The sequence below is a fragment of the Paracoccus rhizosphaerae genome, assembly GCF_026162645.1.
Lineage (GTDB): Bacteria > Pseudomonadota > Alphaproteobacteria > Rhodobacterales > Rhodobacteraceae > Paracoccus > Paracoccus rhizosphaerae.
In genome coordinates, this window is the sequence record NZ_JAOTBE010000030.1 from 1 (window position 1) to 25,406 (window position 25,406).

15 protein-coding genes and 2 pseudogenes are annotated in these 25,406 nt (G+C 66.4%); 14 read left to right on the forward strand and 3 right to left on the reverse strand.

The window, feature by feature from the left end; all coding sequences use genetic code 11:
- Positions 1–367 precede the first annotated feature (367 nt).
- Positions 368–906: pseudogene (locus OC184_RS11645) on the reverse strand (transposase); the annotation flags it as partial.
- Between the two features lie 156 nt (positions 907–1,062).
- Between OC184_RS11645 and OC184_RS11650 the strand changes: the two are divergent.
- Positions 1,063–2,225: pseudogene (locus tag OC184_RS11650) on the forward strand (IS3 family transposase).
- 1,488 nt (positions 2,226–3,713) lie between these two features.
- Here the strand turns inward: OC184_RS11650 and OC184_RS11655 are convergent.
- Positions 3,714–4,712: an SDR family oxidoreductase gene (locus OC184_RS11655; protein ID WP_265507363.1), complete on the reverse strand. Its 999-nt coding sequence runs from the start codon at positions 4,710–4,712 to the stop codon at positions 3,714–3,716.
- Positions 4,713–4,905: 193 nt separating this feature from the next.
- Between OC184_RS11655 and OC184_RS11660 the strand changes: the two genes are divergently transcribed.
- Both OC184_RS11660 and OC184_RS11665 read left to right on the forward strand, forming a co-directional pair.
- Positions 4,906–6,456 carry a cation:proton antiporter domain-containing protein gene (locus OC184_RS11660; RefSeq protein ID WP_265507393.1) on the forward strand — a complete coding sequence of 517 codons (1,551 nt, stop codon included), beginning with the start codon at positions 4,906–4,908 and terminating at the stop codon, positions 6,454–6,456.
- Positions 6,457–6,592: 136 nt separating this feature from the next.
- Complete coding sequence (locus OC184_RS11665) at positions 6,593–8,071, forward strand: hypothetical protein (RefSeq protein ID WP_265507364.1); 1,479 nt, start codon at positions 6,593–6,595, stop codon at positions 8,069–8,071.
- Between the two features lie 30 nt (positions 8,072–8,101).
- Here the strand turns inward: OC184_RS11665 and OC184_RS11670 are convergent, their stop codons facing one another.
- On the reverse strand, positions 8,102–9,085 hold the full coding sequence (locus OC184_RS11670; protein WP_265507365.1) for a siderophore-interacting protein: 984 nt from the start codon (positions 9,083–9,085) through the stop codon (positions 8,102–8,104).
- 119 nt (positions 9,086–9,204) lie between these two features.
- Between OC184_RS11670 and OC184_RS11675 the strand changes: the two genes are divergently transcribed.
- From OC184_RS11675 to OC184_RS11725, 11 genes are all read left to right on the forward strand, one after another.
- A complete protein-coding gene (locus tag OC184_RS11675) occupies positions 9,205–11,310 on the forward strand; it encodes a TonB-dependent siderophore receptor (RefSeq protein WP_265507366.1) in 2,106 nt (701 codons plus the stop codon).
- Positions 11,304–12,197, forward strand: coding sequence for an ABC transporter substrate-binding protein (locus tag OC184_RS11680; RefSeq protein WP_378926824.1), 894 nt, complete (start codon positions 11,304–11,306; stop codon positions 12,195–12,197). The genes OC184_RS11675 and OC184_RS11680 overlap by 7 nt, the downstream gene beginning before the upstream one ends.
- Position 12,198: 1 nt before the next feature.
- Complete coding sequence (gene fhuB, locus OC184_RS11685; RefSeq protein ID WP_265507368.1) at positions 12,199–14,160, forward strand: Fe(3+)-hydroxamate ABC transporter permease FhuB; 1,962 nt, start codon at positions 12,199–12,201, stop codon at positions 14,158–14,160.
- Positions 14,157–14,924: an ABC transporter ATP-binding protein gene (locus tag OC184_RS11690; protein ID WP_265507369.1), complete on the forward strand. Its 768-nt coding sequence runs from the start codon at positions 14,157–14,159 to the stop codon at positions 14,922–14,924. Before fhuB ends, OC184_RS11690 begins: the two co-directional genes overlap by 4 nt.
- 11 nt (positions 14,925–14,935) lie before the next feature.
- Positions 14,936–16,633: an ABC transporter ATP-binding protein gene (locus tag OC184_RS11695; protein ID WP_265507370.1), complete on the forward strand. Its 1,698-nt coding sequence runs from the start codon at positions 14,936–14,938 to the stop codon at positions 16,631–16,633.
- 152 nt (positions 16,634–16,785) lie between these two features.
- Positions 16,786–17,775 carry a glycosyltransferase gene (locus tag OC184_RS11700; protein ID WP_265507371.1) on the forward strand — a complete coding sequence of 330 codons (990 nt, stop codon included), beginning with the start codon at positions 16,786–16,788 and terminating at the stop codon, positions 17,773–17,775.
- Positions 17,765–18,805, forward strand: coding sequence for an acyl-CoA dehydrogenase family protein (locus OC184_RS11705; protein WP_265507372.1), 1,041 nt, complete (start codon positions 17,765–17,767; stop codon positions 18,803–18,805). The genes OC184_RS11700 and OC184_RS11705 overlap by 11 nt, the downstream gene beginning before the upstream one ends.
- Positions 18,796–19,488, forward strand: a complete 693-nt coding sequence (locus OC184_RS11710) for a PIG-L deacetylase family protein (protein WP_265507373.1) — start codon at positions 18,796–18,798, stop codon at positions 19,486–19,488. The genes OC184_RS11705 and OC184_RS11710 overlap by 10 nt, the downstream gene beginning before the upstream one ends.
- Entirely contained in the window at positions 19,478–20,029 is a 552-nt protein-coding gene (locus OC184_RS11715; RefSeq protein WP_265507374.1) for an SAM-dependent methyltransferase, read from the forward strand. The genes OC184_RS11710 and OC184_RS11715 overlap by 11 nt, the downstream gene beginning before the upstream one ends.
- A gap of 530 nt (positions 20,030–20,559) precedes the next feature.
- Complete coding sequence (locus tag OC184_RS11720) at positions 20,560–22,806, forward strand: calcium-binding protein (protein ID WP_265507375.1); 2,247 nt, start codon at positions 20,560–20,562, stop codon at positions 22,804–22,806.
- Between the two features lie 1,361 nt (positions 22,807–24,167).
- Positions 24,168–25,406, forward strand: coding sequence for a cytochrome P450 (locus OC184_RS11725; protein ID WP_265507376.1), 1,239 nt, complete (start codon positions 24,168–24,170; stop codon positions 25,404–25,406).

The window sequence follows — 25,406 nt, forward strand, 5'->3', positions numbered from 1 at the left end:
GTGTAGCTGGACCAGTTCGTCGTGCGGTAGCGGGCGGATGGAGGCTTGCTCATGCACCTCGTCTAACCACAGGGAATTGCGATGGGAATCTTTCGCAGACAGAGTTCTGCAACAACGCCCAAGCAAGGAACATGTAAATGCTCAAGCCTCTTGCCGCCGCCCTTCTGGTTGCCGGCCCCGCTTTCGGGACATTAAGGTGGTCCTGGCTCGGGATGCTTCAGGTCGGTCGGCGGTGATCATGTCTGGCGAGGGCGGATCGCCCGGATCCTCATCATCAGGAGTATGATTTCAGGCTTGGGCTGCAAGCTCTTCATCGAGACCACGGCCTTGACCAGCGTGCCGTCGACCAAGAACCGAAGGACCGCGCAGCGAAATGCACATTCGAGAAGAACGGCGCGACCTCACGGTGCGCCAGGAATGAGGAGGGTCAACAAACAGTGCGGGGGCTGTTTGCCCGACGTATGCCATCACCTCTCGCGACATCTCGATGGTCAGCAGTCGGTCGCGGTTCTTCGTGAACACCGTCGGCCTTCGGCTTGGGGCTTCGCCCGTTCTGGGATGACGCCCTTTACCCAGACCTCGTCGTCGATGCCCAGTGCCACGAACCACCGGAACAGCAGGTCATACTGTATCTGCTCCATCAGTTGCCGCTCGGAACGGACCGGGAACAGGCTGGCCGGATCAGCCGTTGCGGGGCACTGGAGGGGCGGCCGGAGTCGGTGTAGAGCGCCGCGAACTTGGTATCGAGCCTGGCAAGCGCGTTCGCCATCGGGCTCGAACCGATGGCGCCCTTGATGGCTTACTTCACCATCTGCCGGATTCAGCGCAGCGGTGTCGAGCCGGGATGCGTCCCTCCAGATCGACAGAACTAAACAACGACCTGCTCATCTTGTTTGTCTCGCGCATCATCGCCCTCCACCGTTGCCGTGCCAAGGGTGAACCATGTTCTTCAGATTGTCTTAAGGGCAAACGACTTCAGCGGCCTGCTAGGGGCCTTTCTGGACCTGTCGCGGTTTGGTGCCGCTCCCTTGATGGCATCATGTGCAGCAAAGGAGATGAATCATGAGCATAAGCCAGACGGAGGAGTTTGGCAAAGATGCAGTGCAGATTGCCCTGACCAATGGACCTTCCCGACGTCGGATCGCAGATGATCCGGGGGGTTGGCGTGTCGACTTTGAACAAGTGGGCGAATGCCCCTTGCGATCCAGATGTGGCCTCAGCAGAGGAGCCCAGGAGAATGAGCAGCACCTGCGCGACGCATCCTCAAGGACTTGCAAGGATCAGGAAGCAGTCTGGGGACTTTCTCCCCCCCCAGCAAGAGGGAGACCGAGAAAGGCCACTGAGGTCTTCGGAAGCCGGAAGCCTTGAGGTTTAGGTTCGTCGAAGAATAGCGCGGGGCCTTTCCGATCAACCGGCTCTGCCAGCCCGCGCGGGTTGCGAGCCTTTCGCAGCTGCGCGGCCAGACGCCGGCAGCACATGGACATGGCTGTTCTGGTCCATAGCGAGGAAGAGTCGCGCCTGAGCCTGGGCAGCTATGGCCACCCGCGCATGTCCGGAGAACTGAAGGAAGCCGGCTTCGATGTAAGGCCATTGCCGATCGGGGCGACTGATGCACGAGAACGGGATCGTCGCGGAAGGCCCGCACATTTGACGCGAACACGTACAGCGATCGTGGCACCGAACCTGCTCAACCGTGACTTCACTGCGGATCGGCCCCGCCAGAAATGGGCGGGCGACATCAGCTACATCCCGACCCGCAAAAGCTAGCTAAATCTCACGGTGATCCTGGACCTGCATCCAAGGCGGGTCCTCGGCTGGACCGTCAGCAACCGGATGAAGCATGATCCGGCGATCCGGACCTTGAAGATGGCCATCGCTCTGCGATTCCCACACCGAGCTGCATCTTCCACCGCGACCGCGGCTGTTCGCACCACAACCAGAACTTCCTGCGCGACCATGACCGAGAGCTGTCAATGAGCGGCAGAGGCAACTCTTGCGGCAACGCCGCCGTCGAGACCGCCTTCAAAACCATCAAGGCCGAGTTGATCTGGCGCAACTCGTGGGAAATGCACAGCCAGGCTGAGACAGCCATCTTCCGCCACATCAACGGCTTCCATAGCTCGTGTCGGCATTCAGCTTTGAGAAGCACACAGCCTGAACAAGCACCCAGAGGGGCACAACAAGCGACAGGTCCAGTCGCACTCAAGGTCGACAGGCGGGCTTGAATTGGCGCCCGGATACTCTTAAATTTCACGCTGGCGGGCTTCTGCTCTTCTCGCGCACGGCCATTTTTCCACTGGCCTATAAGTTTTCCGAGGGTGCTGGCTCTGTCGTGGCCTTGGTCACGTTACCCGGTACCCACCTGATTGATCAGGCTTTCGGGAAATCTGACGCCGTCGCGGTCGCTGCGGTTCCCGCCACCTCCTCCTGATATCTTTCGGCTCACGATGCTTTCGCCATGAGGGCCGCCAGAGGCAGCCTGAGGGGGCGCTTTCGAGATCCCAACGGCCGCAAGGCGCTTCGATGAATCAAGGCCTGCCTGAGGCAACGAATATCTTTTGCAGAAATCAGCCAGAGCTGAAAATACTGAAGTGTTGTCTGCTGAACCCCCTCGATATGACCATCACGACACGAGGAGGCGCAGGAACTGCGATGCGGATTGGGAGGCGCGGGCGGCGTAAAAGCCGCGAGCGGTCTCTGCTGTTCGAGCCGTATGAGGCATGCATCTAACGGTGATCCACCAAGCTCGAAGTGACGCTTGATGTTGCTGCAGTATTCTTCGCAGCGGCTCATCCGAATGCTGGCTGAGCCAGCTAGGTATCTGATTCATTGGTTCGACGGTGCGATCCTCTTTTGGAAATGGAAGGGTGCCCGTTGGGATAAGGTCGTCACGGAAGCGCCACGACCACGCACGCCACCCGAACCACAATAGTGACGGCTGCCCGTCGTTGGTTATAGCGCCCGAACGATCGCACGCGTCGCTCGCGACGTTTTGCCGAGAGCCGGGGATCAATCCAAAGGCGGTGGCGAAATGACGTAAGGGGGCGACGTTTGGAAGATTCGAAGACCGGACGCGATCTGACGAAGGAACCGCGCTCGACGGTCTTGTCCAAGGCCGAAGAGGCGAGGGTTGCGGCCTTCCGGCGCCAGACGCTGCGGACGCCGGATGACTGCCTCAAGGCGGCGCGATCCCCCACAGCATGTTTGACGCGCTTGGCCTTGCATTGCTGCCTGCGGCGGCAGGAACTATCACGCTTGCCTGAACAGGAAGGAAACAAGCCAAAACGGTAGCGCCTCGCACGCTATCCGATCGACTTTCTTCACATCGACATCGCGGAAGTGCAGACCGCCGAAGGCAAGCTGCAGCCGCATCTCTTATGGTGATAGACCGCATCAGCTGGTACATCATCAGGAGACGCGTCATCTTCAACGTGTGCCTTGCCGACATGTCCTGCCGCAAACGGTCAAGCCGCAGGACAGTAGACAAGGTTCGCGATCATCCGGCAGGACCATCTTGCGCCTTCGACACGGGCGCAGGAGGGGGTCGTTCAAGGCGTTGATGCAGGTCTATGGCTGCAAGGTGTGGATGTTGCCGGGGTGATGCGCCCGTTCCAGAACTCATATGAATGGGTACGCCCCGTCGCCCGATATCGCCGACTGGCCTTTGGCCGCTTGACACTCGGTGTGGTGCAGACACCCATTGCATATGCCGGTCAGCCAGCCGGTTGGGGGCTGCCGCCGGTGGCTCCGAAGACCTGGCCGGTAGAGTAGCTGAAGGCGGGATCAGCCAGGGCGACATAAAGGGGCGCAAGTTCGACCGGCTGTCCCGCCCGTCCCGCTGGTGTATTGGCACCAAAGTCGACGATATTCTCGGGCTTCTGGCCACCGGCGACCTGCAGCGGCGTCCAGATCGGACCTGGCGTCACAGCGTTCACGCGGATGCCGCGGGACGCAAGCTGCTTGGCCATGGCCCGGGTGAAACTGAGAATCGCGGATTTCGTCATCGAATAGTCGATCAGGATCTCGGGCGCGTCCGCGGCCACGGTGCTCGAGGTGTTGATGATCGACGCTCCGGGGTTCAGATGGGGCAGGGCGGCCTTCGTCAGCCAGAACATCGCATAGAGGTTCGTCTGCATCGTCTGATCGAACTGCTCGTCAGACAGCTCTTCCAGACCGGGCACCCATTGCTGGTAGGCGGCGTTGTTGACCAGGATGTCCAGGCCCCCAAGCTCTTGCACGACCTTTTCGGGAAGGCCCTTGGTATAGCTCTGGTCGCGAAGATCGCCCGGGAACGCGGCGAATGTCCGCCCCTGGTCTTCCACCACCCGCTTGACGTCCTGGGCGTCGGGCTCTTCCTCGGGAAGATAGGCGATGGCGACGTCGGCCCCCTCCTTGGCGAAGGCGATGGCCGTGGCGCGACCGATGCCGCTGTCGCCGCCGGTGATCAGGGCCCGCATCCCGCGAAGCCTGCCATTGCCCCGATAGGACTCTTCGCCGTGGTCGGGGCGCGGCTCCATCTTCTGGGCAAGGCCGGGCCAGGGCTGCTGTTGCTTGGGATAGGGCGGCTTCGGGAAATCGGCGGCCTGCCGTGTCAACGGGTCGCCGCCATTGTCGCTGCTGTCCTGGGCAAAGGCCGTGCCGGTGGCGGTCGCGGCCCCCGCCATTGCGGCACCGGCAAGAAGCGCCCGACGCGTGGGTTCGAACTCGGTCATCGTCATCAATCCTTTCGATCATCGCTGCGGGCCGCGGATGAGGGGCGGCCGTACGCTGTGCGAGGCCGGTGAACCGGGACAGGCCGGAGATGTTCCCCAGGACCGTGAATCGGCAAGAGCCTTGCGGGGACAGCCTTGGCTCTGCAAGCTGAGCCGCAATTGCAGCGGCGCGGGGGCAGGCGGTTTGTTCGAGGTGGTCACTATCAGCTTTGCGCTGGTCTTCGGGCTGGCTGCGCGGCAGGTCGGGCTGCCGCCGCTGGTGGGATTTCTTGCGGCCGGTTTCGGGATCAACCTTCTGACGCCGACCTTCGGCTTGCCACATTACACCGGGGAGGCGCTTCAGCACGTCGCTCATCTGGGCGTGCTGATGCTTCTGTTCACCGTCGGGCTGAAGCTGAGGCTTGAACAGATCGCACAGCCCCAGGTGCTTGGCGGCGCGCTGTTGCACTTCCTTTTGTCGGTGGCGCTGCTTGCCCCTGTCATTGGACTTTTCATGGCGGACGACTGGAACACGGCCCTTCTGCTGGCGATCGCGCTGTCGTTTTCCTCGACCGTGCTGGCGGCGAAGCTTCTGGAAAGCAAACGAGAGCTTGGCGTCTTCCATGGCCGCACGGCCATCGGCATCCTGATCGTGCAGGACATCATCGCGCTGGTCGTGCTGGCAGCGTGGTCCGGTCAGACGCCGACCATCTGGGCGCTGTCGATCGTCGCGCTTCCGCTGCTGCGGCCGGTCCTGCACTGGCTTCTCAGCCTGGCCGGCAATGACGAACTGCTGGTGCTGATGGGGATGATGCTCTCGCTGGTCATCGGCGGCGCGGGGTTCGGTGCGCTTGGGCTGTCGCCTGAAATCGGCGCCCTGGTGATGGGCGTGCTGCTGTCCACGCACAAGCGGGCCAAGGAACTTGGAAGGTCGCTGTGGGCGCTGAAAGAGATCTTCCTGGTCGGCTTCTTCCTGCAGGTCGGGCTGACCGGCCTGCCGGACGGGGCGGCGATGGTCTTTGCCCTGGCGGCCGCCGCGGCGCTGGCGCTCAAGGGGGCGCTGTTCTTTGCGCTGCTGATCATGTTCAGGCTGCGGGCGCGCAGCGCGTTTCTCAGCGCGCTCAGCCTGACGGCATACTCCGAATTCGGGCTGATCGTCGCGGCGCGGGTGCTGCCCGAATATCTTGTGCCGCTGGCGGTGGCGATGGCGCTGTCGTTCGTGATCTCGGCGCCGCTCAACCGCCTGGCGCATCCCCTGTTCGCCCGCTTCGGCACCCAGTTGCAGAGGTTCGAGAGAGACATCGTCCACCCTGACGAACAGCCCAAGAACATGGGCGACGCAGAGGTGCTGATCTTCGGAATGGGCAGGACGGGCGGTGCGGCCTATCGGTCGATCGAACAGCAGGGCCTCAGACCACTTGGCCTGGACGCCGATGTCTACAAGGTCCAATCGCACCAGGAGGCAGGGCGAAACGTCTCTTTCGCCGATGCCGAGGACGCCAATTTCTGGCGCAACTGCGACCTCGGCCGGCTGAGGGCGGTGATCCTGGCCATCGACGACATCGAAGCCAAGGTCACCGCCGCGCGCGCCCTGCGAAGTCGCGGCTTCAAAGGGCCGATCGTGACGCATGCGCTCTATGAGGCGCAGCAGGCGCAGGCCCGCGATGCGGGCGCGGACTATACCTATCTGACGATGAACCAGGCGGGAATCCGTCTTGCCGAGCAGACGGCAGACGCCCTGGGCGCGGCGGAAGGGCGATCATAGCCGCAAAGGCTGTCCGTCATTCGCGTCGGAATGCTTGCCCAGAAGGGCCGACCGGACTACCAATCCCCTAGCTGCTTCGCGTTCTGATTGTGGCTCGGGGCCGATGACAACGCCAGGCAACAAGGGTGGCCCCGTCGTGTATCCGAATTCCCGCATCGGCAAGTCCCACTTCATTGTCTACAGCAACGGGGTCGAGCCCTTCGCGACGAACGCCGACAACTATTGCGAAAGCGCCTTGGCAGCGGGCTTCGACACCGCGACCCACTATACCGAGGCTATGCTGCGCGAGACACCGTTCTGGGCCGAGAACAGGGCCATTCTCGAACAGCCGCGGGGCGCGGGCTATTGGCTGTGGAAGCCCTACATCATCCTTGAAAAGCTGCGGCAGGTCGGTCAGGACGACATCGTCATCTACAACGATGCGGGGCGATACAAGGCCGGGTCGTTCCACCCGTTCCCGTCCTTCCCGCACGCGGCGGCCGAGCTGACGGCGATGATGCCCAAGCGCTTCATCCTTGGAAGCCGGCTGACCTGGCTGATCCAGGGGCAGTACACCAAGCGCGACTGCTTCATCCTTGCCGATGCCGATACCAAGGAAATGCGCCTGGCGCCGCAGATCAATGCCTGTCCCGCGCTGTTCATGCCGTCGGCCGAAGCCTTCGAGTTCCTAGAAACCTGGCTGGCGCTTGCGCGCGATCCGCGCATGCTGACCGATCAGCCCGACGAGCTTGGCCAGCCCTATCCGGAATTCTCGGACCACCGGCACGACCAGGCGATCGCGTCGATCCTGCTGCACAAGATGAAGGGCCACTATTTCGACCTGTCCGAGGAAGGTGCCTTTCGCGAGGCCGAGGATATCCGGCAGCGAAACCGGCACGTGCCCCGGCTGCCGACCCATATCGGCTATCTGTCCCTGATCGCGGCCAGGACGTTGGAGGACGACTTCTTCGCCAACCGCGACCTTCGGGCGCCCAGCCTGCATCGCCTGGTCCGCAACGTCGACCCCGACGAGCCGGTGCCCCAGCACGCCGAGGTCACGCCGCCTTCGGTCCTGGTCGGCGACTTCATGGCGCTTTCTTCCGAGAGGCCGGCGGACATGACCCCCGACCACCTCCGGGCGCTGGCCAGCAGGAACAAGATCACGGCGCGAAAGCTGCATGCCCTCAACAAGATCGATTTGGACCCCGCGCCCCTGCTGAGAGAGGCCGTCCGGCAGACCGTGTCGCGGATCGAGGACGGCAGTCGTATTGAGACTATCGACGATGCCACGCGCCTTTCCGTGCGTGCGCTGCACGCCACGATCGCCGCCCGGCCCGAGGTCGAAACCGAAGTGATGGCGCAGCTGGCCTGGTCGCTGTTCGACGATGACGGCCGCGCCATCTTCAAGGCCCGCTTCAAGCGCCACAACAGCGTCAGGGGCCGGGCGGCGCTGACCGACTTTGGCAAGATCCTGATCGCGAACGACGTCCTGCCCGTGGAAACCGAAGTTGCGGATCGCGACGGCGACCTTCCGGCGCGCATCCTCAAGGAGCTGTCGGCCTGGCTGCCGACCTATGTCCCCGATCCGCAGCCGGTCAGCCCGGCGGATCGCGACAAGGCCAGCGTCACCGGCTGAACGTCACTTCAGACACCGTCCGGCGGCCGGTCATTCGACGCGGCCGGCCCAATAGCCTGCGGCGGTGAACTGCGTCTTCGGCAGTCCACGGCGCAGCAGCAGGGTCCTGGCCTCGCGCGCCTCGGCGGTGCTGGCGGCGAACCAGACTTGGCCGCCGTCAAAATCCTCGACCGCCTCCAGCGCGGCAATCAGGTCGTCGCAGCGCCTGACGGCGGGATTTTCGGCCAGCGGACCCAGATCCCCGGCGGCAGAGCGCAGGACCGCCTGCACCGGCGCCCGCGTCAGGTCCAGCATCCGCGCGATGGCGGGCAGGGCGGTCTCGTCGCCGAACAGCCACAGCCTGCGCGCGTCGGGGCACCAGCCGCCGCCCGGCCCCAGGACGCCGACCTCTTGCCCGATGGGTCCGCCTTCGGCCCACATGCAGGTCGGGCTGTCAGCATGGCGGAAGATGTCGAAGTCGATCCAGTCGGCCCTATGCGCCGCGACCGTATAGACCGGCCGGTGCATGGCGTCCTGGCCCTCTGGCCAGACGGTGCGGCCGGTCTCGGCCACGCGCGGCCATATGGGTGTCCGTCCGCGCGGCGGCAGAAGCAGCCGGAAGTGCAGGCTGCCAGTGCCGAACCGGGCCGCCTCAGACCCGGTCAGACGCACCCGCAGGAAGTTCGGTGACCGGTGGGCGACATCCGCGACCCGCATCAACGACAGCCCCGGCGCCAGCGCACCCACATCGACGTGATCCCACCGCACCGTCAGGCCGACCTCGCCGAAAAGCTCTGTTGCGGTTTCGCGAAGCGCGCCGACCAGCCGCTCCTCGGGCGCCAGCAGGTCGATGCGCAGGCCGTCGGTCTGGCGCGTCAGACGCAGCTCGCCGCCCCAAAGGTGCATCGACATGCTGTCCGGATCTTCGACCACGGGCACCTCCCACGCCGAGGCGCGGGCCTTCAGCGCCGCCGCCGCCGTGCCGGAAGACTTCGGGATTGTCCCCGCCGCCCGAAAATTCCGCAGATGAGACATGCATCCTCCGGCCTGCCGCGGCGTCTCCGCCCCCTTTGATTCGCTGCCGGTCAGGGCAGGTTGACTATCCTTAGCAAATTAGTCAGATAAATGCGAATCCGTCAACCAGCAGGCCAATCATGCTTCCCTCTGCCCGTTCCATCTGCCTTTCCGGCGCCAGCCTTCTTGCCCTCTCGGCCACCGGAGCGATGGCACAGGACGTCGGGCAGCCGATCGTCCTGGACCCGATCGTGCTGACCGCGACGACGGACACCGCGGCCCAGCAGGAAGGTTACATCGCCACCTACGGCCAGGTAGCGACGAAATCCGATACGCCGCTGGCCGAAACGCAGCAGTCGATCTCGGTCGTCACCAGCCAGCAGATCGAGGATCAGGGCGCCCGGAACCTTGGGCAGGCCCTGAACTATACCGCCGGCGTCCTGGGAGAGCCGGTCGGCGCCGATCCGCGCTTCAACGATCCGACCATTCGCGGTTTTCCCGGCGAACGGGCGCAATACGTGAACGGCCTGCGCCAGCTGCGCTACATGGGCGCGCCCGCGTTCGAGACCTATGGCGTCCAGCAGGTCGAAGTCCTGCGGGGGCCGAACTCGTCGCTCTACGGCGCGGGCTCACCAGCAGGGATCATCAACCAGGTGCAGAAGCGCGCCCAGTCCACCGATTTCGGCGAGGCTGGCTTGGGCTATGACAGCAACGGTTCTGGCCAACTGTTCTTCGACGTGAACCGGGCGCCCTCCGAGGTGCTGTCCTGGCGCCTGACCGGCATCGCGCGCGACATGAAGACCCAGATCGACGAGCTGACCAACAAGCGCGGATATCTGGGCGCGGCGCTGCGCTGGTCGCCCGACGCGGTCACCACGATCGACGTGATCGGGTCCTATACCAAGGACGCGCCGATCTCGCCTCCGGGCGTGCCCTTCCCATTGACGCGGATCACAGATGAGAAGGACCTTCGCGAGGTTTATTTCGGAGAGCCCGGCTTTGACGACAGCGACCGAAAGATGGCGAACTTCGGCGTCGAGATCAGCCACGAACTGGAGAGCGGCTGGACCCTGGACCAAGGCTTTCGTTTCGAGAAATTCGATTGGGAGTATACCGGCCACTATATTCGTCTGGACCGAGACCAGCCCGAGGAGGACCAGGGCCTGACCCCCGACGGCACCGCCGTCACCCGCGGTGCGAACCATCAGCTGGAGAACACGACCGGGATCAACCTGGATACCCGCCTGTCGAACACGCTGACCACCGGCACGGTGACGCATGACGTGCTGGTGGGGCTGGATATCCGGCAGTTCGATGCCGAAACGACGACGCAATTCCTGACGGCCGTGCCGATCGACTGGTCCGACCCGGTCTATGGCGCAACCCCGGACCCCGTGCCGTGGTACGAAAACGTCAGCGACATCAAGCAGCGGCAGGTCGGCCTCTACCTTCAGGACGAGATCTCGTGGGGTGCCTGGCGGGGGTCGCTGGCGCTACGGCAGGACTGGACCAAGCAGACCGGCGAAAATGGCACTGAGGTGATCGACCAGTCCGACAGCGCCCGGACCGGCCGCGCGGGCCTGTCCTATGTCATGGCGAACGGGGTGATGCCCTATGCCAGTTACTCCACCTCCTTCGATCCCGAGATCGGCATCGACGACACCACGGGCGAGACGTTGAAGCCGACCGAGGCCGAGCAGTGGGAGCTGGGCGCCAAGTACCAGCCGGCCGATTACGACGCGTTGTTCACCGCCGCGATTTACGGCCTCACGCAGGAAAACTTGACCCGCAATCTAGGCTCTGGCGTCCGCCGTCAGGTCGGCGAGGTGAAGTCCAAGGGCCTGGAGCTGGAGGCCACGGCCGAACTGACGCAAGGCTGGGACGTCCGCGCCAGCTATGCCTATAACAAGACCGAGCAGGTCGGTGGCCCCGAAGACGGGCTTGAACTGCCGAACGCGCCGCGTCACCTGGCCAGCCTGTGGTTGGACCACGATTTCGACAACGGTTTCCGGGCCGGCGGCGGTCTGCGGCATATCGGGTCGCGCAAGGGCGATTTCGCGAACAGGTTCGACCTCGACAGCGTGACACTGGTCGACCTGGGCGCCAGCTATACGCAGGGCAACATCGAGGCGACGCTGAACGTCAACAACATCACCGACGAGGTGTATCTGGCGAATTGCGGATCGTTCGGCTGCTACTATGGCGAAGGGCGCACGGTCAGCGCCAAGGTGGCCTACAAGTGGTAAGCAGCGGGGCCTCATCCCTCGGGCCCTCGCGTCGAACCCTTCTGACCGCCGCCGGGGCGTTTTTTGCGGCGAGCACGCCGTTGCGGGCGGCCGAGCCCCCGCGCCTGGCCGCCATCGACTGGGCGATGCTGGAAACCGCCGTCGCCATCGGCCACATGCCAGTCGCTGCATGCGAGCTGATCCGCTATCGCGCCGACGTCGTCAGCCCGCGCATCCCGCCCGAGGTCGTCGACCTGGGCCTGCGCGGTGCGCCGAACTTCGAGCTGCTGCAGCTGACGCGCCCGTCGCTGATCCTCAGTTCGCCCTACTACACGCGCTACGAAGACCGGCTGCGCCGGCTGGCGCCGGTCCTGTCGCTGCCATTCTTCCTGCCGGAAGAACCGCCGCTGCCCAAAGCGATGGCGGCGCTGACGACGCTGGCCGAACATGTGGGCGACCCCTCGGCCGGCAAGGTCGCGCTGGAACAGACCGACAGGGCGCTGGACGCCGCCGCCGCGCGGCTGGCGCGGCACTCCGACCGCCCGGTGGCCCTGGTCGACATCGGCGACGCCCGTCATCTGCGGGCATTTGGCTTCGACAGCCTGTTCGGCAGCACGCTGGACCGCCTTGGCCTGACCAATGCCTGGACCGGCAAGACCGCGTTCAGCTTCATGGCTCCCGTTCCCATCGAGCGTCTGGCGAAGATGCCCGAGGCCCGGCTGGTCATCGTCGGCCCGATACCGCTACAGGCGCAGCGCGGCCTGTCCCGCAGCGTCCTGTGGCAGGCGCTGCCTCAGGTCGCCGAAGGCCGGGTGCACCAGCTGCCCAAGGTCAACGCGTTCGGCGGCGTCCCGGCCGCGCTGCGTTTTGCCGGGCTGCTGGCAGACACCCTTGACGGACGCGCCTGAGATGACCGCCACCCGCACCATCCTGCCGCTGGCCGCGGCTGCCGCCTGCCTGCTGTGGCTGCTGGCGGCGCGGCAGCTGCCTTTGCCCGGCTGGCCGCTGGACCCCGAGGGCATGAGCCTGGGGCAGATCCGCATGGGCTTCGGCTTGATGCCGCGGGGCGTGATCGCGCTGTTGGCGGGGGCGGCACTGGGCCTGTCGGGCGCGATCCTGCAGGTCGTCCTGCGCAACCCGGTGGCCGATCCGACGACGCTTGGCATTTCATCGGGCGCGCAGCTGGCGCTGGTGATGGCGACGATCTTCGCGCCCGATCTGCTGGCCGGCGGTCGCTGGCCCATCGCCATGACGGGCGGGCTGGCGGCGGCGGGGCTGGTGCTGACCATCGGGGCGCGGCGCGCCTTTGCGCCGGTGACGATGGTGATCGCGGGAATGCTGGTCGGGCTGACCGCCTCGGCCGTGGCGACGGCTGTGACGCTGGCGCAGGGGCAATATCTGCTGTCGCTGGTGATCTGGAACGGCGGGTCGCTGGTCCAGCAGGACTGGTCGGGGGTGCGGAACCTGTCCGCGGTGCTGGCGCTTGGCGGGGCGGCGGCCGGGGCGCTGGCCCGGCCCCTGCGGGTCCTGTCGCTTGGCGCCGAAGGTGCGGCGGGGCTGGGCCTGAACGTCGCGCTGGTGCGGCTGGCGGCGGTGGTGCTGGCGGTCGCGGTCGCGGCCAGCGTGTCGGCCGAGCTGGGGCTGATCGCCTTCGTCGGTCTGGCCGCCCCGGCGCTGACGCGCAGCATGGGCGCGCGGGGCATCGGGCCGCTGCTGCTGTGGTCGCCGCTGGTGGGCGCGCTGGTGCTGTCCATCTGCGACGGGCTGGTGCTGGCCGTGGAGGGATCTGGCGGCGAGATGTTCCCGACCGGCGCGCTGACCGGTCTGGTGGGCGGGCCGCTGCTGATCTGGTTGCTGCCGCGCCTGCGCGGATCGACCCCGCCGGGGACCGAGACTGCCGAGGGGACCGCTCCGCGCCTGTCGTGTCCCGGCCGGCTTCTGGCGGTCGTGGGCCTGGGCCTGATCACGGCGGCCGCTCTGCTGCTGTGGATCGGCCGGGTGCCGGGGGGCTGGGCGGTCCTCGATCCCGGCAGCATGGCCGCATTCCTTCCGATGCGCCTGCCGCGCCTGGTCGCGGCGGCGGCGTCCGGCGCCGCGCTGGCGCTGGCGGGCGCGATGCTCCAGCGGCTGACGGCCAACCCGCTGGCCTCGCCCGAGGTACTCGGCGTCTCGGGCGGGGCATCGCTTGGCTTCGCGGCGGTGACCTTCGCGGTCGCGGCACCTTCGGGCCTGATGCTGACATCGGGGACGATGGCCGGGGGCGCGCTGGCGCTGGCGCTGCTGCTGGCCTTCACGGCGCGGCGCGACATGCCGGCCGAACGCGTGCTGCTGGCGGGCATCGCAGTCTCGGCCTTCGCCTCGGCTGTGCTGTCCGCGACGATGGCCGTGGGAGACGCCAGATCATGGGCGATCCTGACCTGGCTGAGCGGCGCGACCAGCACGGTCAGCTTGGCGGGCGCACTCTCACTGGCGGCGCTGGCGGTCGCCATCTGGCTGGGTGGGCTGGCCACGTCACGTTGGCTGTCGGTCCTGCCCCTGGGGCCGTCGGTGTCGGGCGGGCTTGGGGTGAACCTGAGGCTGGCGCGGCTGGTGCTGATCATCATGGCCGGGACCGCCACGGGCGCCGCGACGGTCATCACCGGTCCGCTCAGCTTCGTGGGGCTGATGGCACCGCACCTGTCGCGCCGCGTCGGGTTGGTGCGACCCGCCGACCACCTGACCGGGTCGGCGCTGATCGGCGCGGGGCTGATGCTGGTGGCCGACTTCGGCGCCCGGATGGCGGGCTTCCCCTACGAGCTGCCGCTCGGCCTCTTTGCGACGCTGATCGGGGCGCCCTGGCTGATCTGGCTGATGACAAGGAGGCCCGGATGACGCTGTTTCAGATACGCAACCTGTCGGTCGAGGTGCCGGGCCGCCGCCTTCTGGACGACCTGACGCTGGATCTGCCAGCGGGCCGGGTGATCGCGCTGATCGGGCACAACGGTTCGGGCAAATCGACGCTGCTGAAGGTGCTGGCGCGGCAGATGCCAGCCCACGGTCATGTCGCCTTTGAGGGTCGCCCCCTGTCACACTGGCGCGCCCGGGACCACGCCCGCAGGCTGGCCTTCCTGCCCCAGACCACGCCCCCCGCAGAAGGGATGTTGGTCCGAGAGCTTGTCACGCTTGGCCGCTATCCCTGGCACGGCGCGCTTGGCCGCTTTGGTCCCGCCGATCACGCGGCCGTGGCGGCGGCGATGGAGGAATGCGGCGTCACACGGTTCGCTGACCGTCTGGTGGACACGCTGTCGGGCGGCGAACGCCAGCGCGTGTGGCTGGCCATGATGGTCGCCCAGCAGGCGGGAACGCTGCTGCTGGACGAACCGATCAGCGCACTGGACATCTCCCACCAGGTCGAGGTGATGGACCTTGTCCGCCGCATGTGCCATGCCCAAGGCCGCAGCGCCGTCATCGTCCTGCACGAGGTCAACATGGCCGCCCGCTTCTGCGACCATGTCGTCGCGCTGAAGGCCGGCCGGCTGGTCCTGCAGGGCAGCCCCGCCGACCTGATGCGCCCCGCAGCGCTTCAAGCCATCTATGGCCTGCCGATGCAGGTCCTGACCCGAGACGATGGCCTGCCCGTCGCCATCCCCGCCTGAAAGACACGACCATGCGCAGCTTCTTTTCCTATTACCGCCCCTTCATGGGTCTGTTCTGGTTGGATTTCGGCTGCGCGGTTCTGACCGGGCTGCTGGAGCTGGCCTTTCCCCTGGCGGTCACCGGCTTCATCGATCACCTGCTGCCGCGGGGCGATTGGACGCTGACGGTCGCGGCGGCCATCGGCTTGCTGGTCCTATATGCGATCAATGCGGGGCTGCTGACGGTGGTGATCTATTGGGGTCACAAGCTGGGCATCAATATCGAGACGATGATGCGCGCCCAGGCCTTCGACCACCTGACGCGCCTGTCCTGGCGCTGGTACGACCGCGCCCGCACCGGCAAGCTGGTCGCCCGCGTGACCCGCGACCTGGAAGAGATCGGCGAGGTCGCCCATCACGGCCCCGAGGACGCCTTCATCGCCATCATGACCTTTGTCGGCGCCTTCGTCCTGATGTTCTGGATCAATCCGCAGCTGGCGGTGATCGTGGCGCTGATCGTGCCGGCGATGCTGGCGCTGGTGATCTTCTATGGCGGGCGGATGACGCGCACTTGGCGCGCCATCTATGCCCGCGTCGGCGATTTCAACGTCCGGCTTGAAGAAGCGCTTGGCGGGGTCCGCGTCGTGCAGGCCTTCGGCAACGAAAGCCACGAGAGCCACCTGTTCGCCGCCGACAACGCACGTTACCGCCAGGCCAAGCTGGACGCCTATCGCGTCATGGCGGCCTCGACCGCGCTGCAATACATGGGGTTGCGGCTGGTGCAGGTCATCGTGATGGTGGTCGGTGCGGGCTTCGTGCTGTCGGGCCAGTTGACCACCGGCGCCTTCGTGGGCTTCCTGCTGCTGGTCAGCGTCTTCTATCGCCCGCTTGAGAAGATTGCGGCCGTGATCGAGACCTATCCGCGCGGCATCGCGGGCTTTCGCCGCTTCCAGGAACTGCTGGCCACCGACCCCGAGATCGCCGATGCCCCGGACGCGGTCGATGCCCCCGCGCTGCGAGGCGACATCCGCTTTGACAACGTGGGCTTCGGTTATGAGCAGGGGCGGCCGATCCTGACGGGGATCGACCTGTCGATCCGCGCGGGCGAGACCGTGGCATTCGTCGGCCCGTCCGGCGCGGGCAAGACCACTCTTCTGGCGCTGCTGCCACGGTTCTATGAACCGGCCGAGGGGCGGATCACCATCGACGGACTGGCGCTGCCGCAGATGCGCCTGAACAGCCTGCGCCGGCAGATCGGGCTGGTCAGCCAGGACGTGTTCCTGTTCGGCGGCACGCTGCGCGAGAACATCGCCTATGGCCGCCTGGAGGCATCCGAGGACGACATCAGGCACGCCGCCGCGCAGGCGCAGCTGACGTCGCTGATCGCGGCGCTGCCTCAGGGGCTGGACACGCTGGTCGGCGAACGCGGCGTGATGCTCTCGGGCGGCCAGAAGCAGCGGGTGGCCATCGCCCGGGCGTTCCTGAAGAACCCGCCGATCCTGATCCTGGACGAGGCGACCAGCGCGCTGGACAGCCAGACCGAACGTGAAATCCAGTCCGCGCTGGACGCGCTGTCGGTGGGCAGGACGACCCTGGTCATCGCCCACAGGCTGGGCACGATCCGCAACGCCGACCGGATCGTCGTGATGGCCGAGGGTCGCATCGTCGAGATCGGCAGCCACGCCGAGCTGACGGCCTTGAACGGCATCTATGCCGGGCTGGCCGCCTGAATCGAGGGCCGGCAGGGCATACGCTCTGGCAAGATGCGCCTGGGACTGCTGCCGAACGTGCGACTTCGGTGCAGTCACCGCATCATTGGTGGCGCCGCTGGAACATCCTGATCTCGGGCGCGTTCATGGCCAAAGCTTGCGCCCAGGACCAAATGCCATCGTATCATGCGCCCATCGACCGGATCGTCGTCGCCATTCCCGTCAAGGATGAGGAAAGCCGCATTCAGTCGGCGCTGCTGGCACTCGACAGGGCCGCGCGGGAAGTCGCGCTGCCCGTTTCGGCCGTCGTTCTGGTGAACAACTCGAGCGACCGGACGATTGCGCGGATCGACAGCATTGCCTGCAGCCTGTCCATCGGCCTTCATGTGCAGGAGGTCACCTTGCCGCCGCCGCTTGCGAATGCCGGGGGCGCTCGGCGCCTGGCCATGGAAATGGCTGCCGACCGGGCGCCGCAAGGCGTGCTGATGACCACCGACGCGGATTCCGTCGTGGCCCCTCATTGGTTTCGGGCCAGCCTTCAGGGGCTGGCGACGTCCGAACTGGTCTGCGGCGCGATCGACGTCGAGGAACTGCCGGCTGAAGCCGCTGGCTGCCGGATCGCCCGGATCGAGAGGAAGTACGGCTGCATCATGCACGAGATCCGCTACGCGTCCGACCGCTTGGGCGGGCGCCAGGGCGGCCGGACACGGCCGCACTACATGGAATCCGGGGCCACCCTGGCGATGCGGACAAGCACCTATGACGCCATCGGCGGCCTGCCCCCGGTCGGTTTCGGCGAGGACCGGGCGCTGGTCCACCGGGTCGAGGCCCAAGGCCTGCGGGTGCGGTACTGCCCCGCCATGCGTGCCGCTGTGTCGGGCCGGTTGGACGGCCGCGCCGTGGGCGGCATGGCGGCCTGCCTCAGGGCGCGCAGCCTCAGCCCGGATCCTGTGGCCGATCAGGCCATGCTGACCAGACCGCATATCGAGAGCCTTTGGGAAGCCGCCCGCGATGGGCAACACGTCCTCTGGCCCGACCGCTCGGTTCCCCACGGACCTGCGCAGCGGGCGTCGGATCTGGAACGCGCGCTGCCCGGCCTTGCGGTCTTCCTGGCAGAGGAGGTCCGGCCCTTCATGCGGAGCGGGCTGACCGATGCGACCTGAAATCGGTCGCGCTGTCACCCTGCTGGACAATGCGCCCCAAGATGGTCGGGACGGGCCGACTGGCGCGACACTTGTCGCCGCCTTGCGGGAAAGCGGCCTTCTGGCGGCCTGCCGCGACCTTGCCCACCATCCGGAGGACCCGCTGGAGTTGCTGTCGGCCTTGGGCGCCGTGGGCGGCGCCAGCCTGTCCGCGGGGCGGCTGTTCGAGGGCCATGTCAATGCCGTCAAGCTGGTGCACCTCTATGCCGGCCCGGCGAAAGAGCGCCTGCTTGCCGACCTGTCCGCCGGCGCGCTTTTCGGCATCTGGGGCGCGGACGGTCCGCACCCGGCAGTCGTTGACGCCGGGACGGTGCGGGGCGCGAAGCTGTTTGCCAGCGGCGCCGACGTGCTTGACCGGGCCATCGTGTCGGTGCGCGACGGCGACAGGCCGCAGCTTCTGCTGTTCACGCGCGCGCAGCTGGCCGGGCGGCTCTATCCCGAGGAATGGCACCCGTCCGGCATGTCCTCGACCGCGTCGGGACGCTGCGATCTGGATGGTCTGGACGCGTCCGAGGCAGTGCCGTTGGGCCGGCCCGGAGACTATCTGGCCGAGCCGCACTTCCAGGGCGGCGTCTGGCGTTATGCCGCGGTGCAGATGGGCGCCATGCGGACCCTGACAAAGGTCGCGGCAGCGCAGCTTCAGCGGCGTGGCCAGGCCTCTGCCCCGCTGCAATCGCTGCGCCTGCGCCGGATGGTGGTGGCCTGCGAAACCTCGCGGCTCTGGCTGGAAGATGCCGCCCGCGGGGTCGAGGTTCCGGGCGCGCCTGCCTCGGCTGCAGACACGTCCATCCTGGCGCGCCTCGTGGTCGCTGACGAGGCAAAGGCGCTTCTGGCCGCGATGGACGATGCGCTTGGTGCGGCGTCCTTCATGCAGGGGCACCCGGCAGAGCGCATCCGCCGCGACCTTGGCTTCTATCTGCGCCAGGCCAACCCGGACGGTCTGTCGCAGGCCGTCATGGACCGGATGGTCGAGGGCGGGCGATGGCCGTGATGCGCCTGCAGCCCGTGGATGGTTTCGTGCGCGTCGATGCGGCTGGGCTGCTGGACGGGCGGCAGGCGCTTGTCGTCCTCGCGCCCCATCCCGACGACGAGACCCTGGGCTGCGGCGCGCTTCTGGCCGAGGCCGCGGCATTGGGCGTCGACTGCCGGGTGATCTGCGTGACGGACGGTCACCGGTCGCATCCGGGCTCCGTCCTGTGGCCCAAGCCTCGGCTTGTGGCGCAGCGGCGGAAGGAACTGGCGGACGCCATGGCCCGTCTGGGCCCGATCGAGGTCCACCACCTGGGCTTCCCAGATTGTGCGGCGCCCGATGGCGGCCCGGTCGTCGCGCAGGTCTCGGCGCTGGTGCCGCAGGGCGCGCTGTTCCTGTCCACCTGGTCGGGCGACCCGCATGTCGACCACCAGTCCTGCGCCAGGCTGGCGGATACGCTGGCGCGGTCGCGGCCGGATCTGCGCCACTTGGCCTATCCAATCTGGGGACGCCTGCGCCCCGATCTGCCGTTTCCGGCGACCGGATTCCGGCTTTGCGCCGACCGCCCGGAAAAGGCCGCCGCCCTTGCCTGCCATGAAAGCCAGATGACCGGACTGATCCCCGACGACCCTGACGGCTTCACCATGGAGCCGGAACTGCAGCGCCTGTTCCTGACCGAGCCGGAGGTATTTCTTGCCCCTTGAGAGTACCCTTCGGCATCTGGACTCGCTCTATGCGGGGTCCGACGATCCCTGGAACCACCGCACCAGCCCCTACGAGCAGTCGAAGTTCGCCGCGACGCTGGCGGCTGTGGGCGAAGGTCCGTTCAGGAACGCGCTGGAGATCGGTTGCGGGAACGGGACGCTTCTTGCGCTGCTTGCCCCGCGCTGCCACAGGCTGATCGGAGTGGACTGCATCCCCAGGGCGGTCGCCCTGGCGCGGAAGGCGGTCGCTGAGCATCCGCATGTGAGCGTCTGCGAAGCCTGCATCCCCGCCGAACTTCCCGCCCTGCAACCCGACCTGGTCCTGCTGTCCGAGGTGCTCTACTTCCTGGGCGAGGCCGATATCCACCAGCTGGCGGCATGGCTTCTTGCGCGGCGGCCGCGGATCGTCTGCGTCAACTGGCTTGGGTCCACTGACGAGAGCCAGGACGGGACCAGCGCCATGCAAATCTTCCAGACCGCGCTTGGGACGACAGGCCGCACAACCATCCATGACCGCTATCGCATCGACGTCTTCGACTAACTGCAGCCCCGGCCAGTAAGCAAAACTAAAGCGGGATTAGGCGAATTTGTTGGCGTAACGGTCCCGTGATCGCTAGATCGGATCTCGCGTAGAAGCTGACGTTCCTTTCCGCTGCAACCCGGTCTTGTCCACAAGAGCATCGGCCACTGGCGGCAGTGTCGGAAGCCTGCGCTGATGCTGGCCGTTTTTTTATCAGTTCGACGTGATCCTGTTCGGGAACCTTACCCTCATGATGCCGATCCTCGTCCCAGTTTCCGTTTCTCCTGCCCTTCTGGTCCCTGTTTTCCCAAATCTCATGGCCGAAAGGCGGCCCTGGATGCTTCGGCCGCCACGTCCGCGGCAGGACCGGCCGAAGGCGTCTCCCTGAACAGCCACCGACCGTGGCCGTTACCTTGAACGGCTCACCCGGCGCTTGTGACGACGCCGATCTGACGACAGATGACGATTTGCCGGGTGCGGATCACGGATGACGGTGGCCGCCCTCGATCAGACAACCCGATTTTACCATTTCATGGATCAAGAGGTGCACGATGGCCGTGTTCACGGGCAAGAACAGCTGGACGGATCGCGACGCGATCGGCCAGTACTATGGGGACGACACGTCTGGCAATGACGTCGTCAACCTGCGCGACGGGGATGACTATGCCGATGCCGGGGCCGGCAACGACCTGGCCGACGGCGGCTATGGCGACGACGACATCGTCGGCGGCGCAGGCCGGGACACCCTGAGGGGCGGGTTCGGCGACGATGACCTGGAAGGTCAGGCCGGCTCGGACACCCTGGTCGGCGGCTATGGTGACGACAGGCTCTATGGTGACGGCTATACCTCGTCGGGCGCCGACGGGGCGGACCTGCTTCTGGGGGGCGAGGGCGACGACACGATTGACGGCGGCGCTGGCGGCGACACGATGGACGGGGGCAACGGCGATGACCGGTTCATCCTGGACCTGATGTCGCAGATGTCGGGCGACAGGATCAACGGCGGCGCGGGGATCGACCTGCTTGAGATCAGCTACAAGTCCGCGCTCGGGCCGATCATCTTCAACGCCCGCGACCACCTGACTACGTATGCGGCGCCCGGAAACTTCCGAGTCCAGAATGTCGAGCGCTACGAGATCCGCGGGACGGACTTCAACGACCGGCTGAGCGGGTGGGAGATGAAGGACGAACTTCAGGGCGGCCGCGGGGCGGACAGCCTGGACGGCCGTGGTGGCAACGACGACCTCTATGGCGGTCACGGGAACGACACCCTGCAGGGCGGCAACGGCAACGACACTCTCTATGGCGATCTGGTCGGGTACATCGATTGGGACGAGGGCGACGACTATTGGTATCCCAAGGGCAACGACGTGATCTTCGGCGGCCGGGGCGACGACCTGATGACCGGCGGCGACCTGAATGATCGCCTCTACGGCGGCGACGGGAACGACCACCAGAAGGGCGATGATGGCAACGACATCGTCGAGGGCGCGCAGGGCCGCGACACGCTTGCGGGTGGCTCGGGTTCGGACACGGTCCGCGGTGGCGTCGGCGCGGACGAGCTTTATTCCGGCGACTATCTGGACAGCGATGACGGCCTAGAGTTCGACAACCTGGAAGGCGGGGCCGGGGGCGACGTCATCTGGGCCGGCATCGGCGACCGGGCGATCGGAGGAGACGGCGCGGGCGTCGTCGACACGATCCACATGACCTTCGGCTATGTCTGGAACAGCAATATCGGCGTCACCTACAACCTGGCGACCCAGGGGCAGGCGGTGACGCGGCTGGCCAATGGCACCGTGGTCGACGGGTTCGAGGTGCTGGACTTCAGCGGCGGCGACGGTGTCGACCGGGTGACGGGGGCGGGCCGGAACGACAGCCTTGATGGCGGTGGCGGCAACGACGTCCTGTCCGGCGGTGGCGGGAACGACGTGCTCGACGGTCAGCTTGGGGCGGACACGCTGTGGGGCGGGGCCGGGAACGACACCTTCGCCGATGGCGACGGCGACGATTCACCCGCGACCGATCATGCCTATGGCGGAGCGGGGAACGACGTCTTCGACGACGGCAACGGCGCTGACAGGATGTTCGGCGAGGCTGGCCGGGACACCTTCCACCTGGGGTCCTTCTATCGCGCCGAGGATTATCTGTCGGACCGCGTCGACGGGGGCGCGGGCTATGACTGGCTAGATTACAACGACGCGGACCTGTCGGTCTATATCGACCTGGCCAATCAGACCGCGAATGCGGGCGCGGCCAAGAACGACCGCATCTTCAACGTCGAGGACATCACCGGGTCGGGGCACGACGACTATCTTCTTGGTAACGGGGCTGCCAACACCTTGCGTGGCGGCGGGCAGGACGATGTCCTGAACGGCCGTGGCGGCAACGACATCCTTGACGGGGACTCGGGTGCCGACAGGATGACCGGCGGCCTCGGGCAGGACATTTTCGTTCTTGAACGCGACGACGGCTTCCTGTCCCAGAACCCGTACTGGCCGCACGACACGATCACGGACTTCAGACGGGGCACGGACAAGCTGGCGGTTCTGGAGTCCGAATTCGACGTCGACTCGTTCAACTTCAAGCTTGTGAACCAGGCAAGCCACCTGGCGAACACGACCGGCCCCACCTTCGTCTTCGAGACCGACGCCCACCGGCTCTGGTTCGACGAGGATGGCCGCGGCCGGGACACCGACGGCGACGGCCTGATCGACCAGAACGTCGACGCGATCCTTCTTGCCACGCTGGACGCCGTGGGCAGCCTGTCCAAGGACAACTTCGCGTTCTTCGACTGAGCAGGCCAAGTAGGTCGCGGGGGTGGGCCTGACAGGCCCACTTCGGTTGTCCAAGCGCCTTGATCCCTGCATCCACCGGCCTTCGACCTCACGCCCCAACTCGCCTGCCGCCGCCTTTCGGTATTCAGTGAACGATCGTCATGGCCAGTGCAGCAGACCGCTCACCCGCCTCGGGGCGAGCCACGAAGACTGCCGCCCCTGAGCACGGGCCGGATCACCTGCGTCAAGCGGCTGCACCTCAGGTCGCGGAGGCCGGCCGCGAGTTCCAACACGCACTCCACCGCGGCGCTGGCACGGATGATGTCCGTGCCGGTCGCCGATGACGTGCAGGTTTCCGAATGCGCCGAGGCGCAGGCGCACGGATCTGCCGCCAGCATGCGCATTGATTCTATTTCGAGAGCAGCGGCGCCCGGATGGAACATCATCGGCTGGGGTGATTGCAGCGTGTATGTCGGGCATGTTCTCCCCACGGTTCGGAGCGAGGGGCATAAGCCACACAAGTTCGTCATACCGAGATGAGATGGGTGCGGAGGCGACGGCGGCCATTGGTTGATGCACGCGGATTGCGACAACGAGTTGCCGACATCTACGCTCCTCCCATGGTGTCGCGCAGGCTTTTCTATGGCGCACCGGCCGCGCCCCGGATCGGATTTTCAGTAAGTCGTCGCAATCCATGATCTATGTGCCGGGACTGTTCCCCGTATGCGATGCCGTCGCATCGTCACCCGTACGCCGGATCCTCCGCGAGACGGGGGGGCTTGGGTTTCGGAGCGGTATCTCTGGGTCACGAAGGTCACTGGTCGCTCGCGGAGCGAAGCGGACGATCAATCCTGGAACTTTCGCCCCGCGCCCTGGTTCGGCGCGGGACGCGACCCAGCAGCCGAGGAAGCCCCGATGAGCCGAACTGTCCGGGATCACCTTCGGAACCGCCGAAGGTCAGGTGACGCGTCTTTCGCGTGGCCGCATCTGGTTGGACCGCTGAGGACCCGTCCGGTGCGGGGCTTGTGCGGCCTGCGGCAGCCCGTAGATTGCGACGTGCAGGATAACCGCCGGAGGCCGATCTGTGTCGCAAGCTGCAAACGGTTCATTCGACTACCGGCGGCCCCGTCCGAAGTTGGACGCCGCCCCATCCATCTTCAGCTCCTGATAGCAGCGACCGCAGACTGCGGGGACGTGTACCGCTCGATCCGGAGCGCCTCCACCCCGGGACTTCGCCGACTTCTTCGCAATGTTGATCCAGGTAGGCGACCGGTCTCAATGAAACCGCAGCTGGCAGCCGTGGCATGGGGCCAGAGCCGTCGCCGAACCGAAACCTCGCCTTCTCGCGACGGCACCGCAATCTTGCCGCGCAGGACGCCGGCGTGACGGTCCCACGGGCGGCGGGGTTCGACCAGACGCTGGCGTTCCTGCGCGAAGGCTATCGCTTCATCGGCTCGCGCTGCGACGCGCTTCGGACGGACATCTTCCGCACGCGGATCATGTTGCGCCGGGTTACCTGCGTGCGGGGCGAGGCGGCGGCGCGGATGTTCTATGGCGGTGGCTGCTTCACCCGGCGCGGAGCGATGCCGCCGACGGTCCTGCGGCTGTTGCAGGACAAGGGCAGCGTGCAGATGCTGGATGGGGCGGCGCATCACCATCGCAAGACGCTGTTCATCGAACTGCTCATGGGCAGCCAGGCCGAACGCGACTTCCTATACGTCTTCGAGGCCGAATGGCATGACGCCATCCTGCGCTGGTCGCGCCAGCCGCGGGTCGTTCTGCTGGATGAGGTCAACCTGGTGCTGACCCGCGCCGCCTGCCGATGGACCCGCGTGCCGCTGGACGACGTGGACCCGCAACGCCTGTGCCGAGAGTTGTCCTCGATGATCGAATACGCGGGCCATCCGGGGCCGCGCATGGTGGCCGCGCTGGCACGGAGGCGATCGGCCGAGCGCTTCGTCGCGACGCTGCTGAAGGATCTGCGCGCCCAAGACGGCTGGGCCAGCCCGGCGGCAAGGATCGCCAACTTTCGGGATGCCGACTGCCAACTGCTGAGCCTGGATGCTGCTACGGTCGAGCTTCTGAACATCCTGCGCCCGATCGTTGCCATCGGCCGCTTCGTCATATTCGCCGCGTTGGCGCTGCACGACCACCCGAACTGGCGGACGGCGCTGCAGGGGGGTGGCGACGACCTCTACCAACGCTTCGCCGAGGAGGTCCGGCGGCTCTATCCCTTCTTTCCGGTCATCGGAGGGATCGCCCTGTGCGACTTCGACTGGAACGGCCACCGTTTCAGCAAGGGCGATTGGGTTCTTCTGGATCTTCACGGCACGAACCACGATCCGTGCCTATTCCCGGACCCCATGGCCTTCGACCCCAACCGCGCGCCGGATTGGCGCGACCAGGGCTTCGACTTCGTGCCGCAGGGCGGCGGCAAGGTGGCCGGGTCGCATCGCTGCCCTGGAGAGCAGCTGACCGTCGCCACGATCCGCAGCGCCACTCGCATGCTGGTCGAGCGGATGGATTACGCGGTCCCGCCTCAGGACCTGTCGATGCCGCTGAACCGCCTGCCGGCCCGGCAGGCCAGCGGGATGATCCTGCAGGACGTCGCGCCGCGGTGA

Coding starts and splice junctions, on each gene's coding strand:
- OC184_RS11655 (WP_265507363.1), bottom strand. CDS start 4,712: ATGACCGAGTTCGAACCCACGCGTCGGGCGCTTCTTGCCGGTGCCGCA.
- OC184_RS11670 (WP_265507365.1), bottom strand. CDS start 9,085: ATGTCTCATCTGCGGAATTTTCGGGCGGCGGGGACAATCCCGAAGTCT.
- OC184_RS11675 (WP_265507366.1), top strand. CDS start 9,205: ATGCTTCCCTCTGCCCGTTCCATCTGCCTTTCCGGCGCCAGCCTTCTT.
- fhuB (WP_265507368.1), top strand. CDS start 12,199: ATGACCGCCACCCGCACCATCCTGCCGCTGGCCGCGGCTGCCGCCTGC.
- OC184_RS11690 (WP_265507369.1), top strand. CDS start 14,157: ATGACGCTGTTTCAGATACGCAACCTGTCGGTCGAGGTGCCGGGCCGC.
- OC184_RS11695 (WP_265507370.1), top strand. CDS start 14,936: ATGCGCAGCTTCTTTTCCTATTACCGCCCCTTCATGGGTCTGTTCTGG.
- OC184_RS11700 (WP_265507371.1), top strand. CDS start 16,786: ATGCCATCGTATCATGCGCCCATCGACCGGATCGTCGTCGCCATTCCC.
- OC184_RS11705 (WP_265507372.1), top strand. CDS start 17,765: ATGCGACCTGAAATCGGTCGCGCTGTCACCCTGCTGGACAATGCGCCC.
- OC184_RS11710 (WP_265507373.1), top strand. CDS start 18,796: ATGGCCGTGATGCGCCTGCAGCCCGTGGATGGTTTCGTGCGCGTCGAT.
- OC184_RS11720 (WP_265507375.1), top strand. CDS start 20,560: ATGGCCGTGTTCACGGGCAAGAACAGCTGGACGGATCGCGACGCGATC.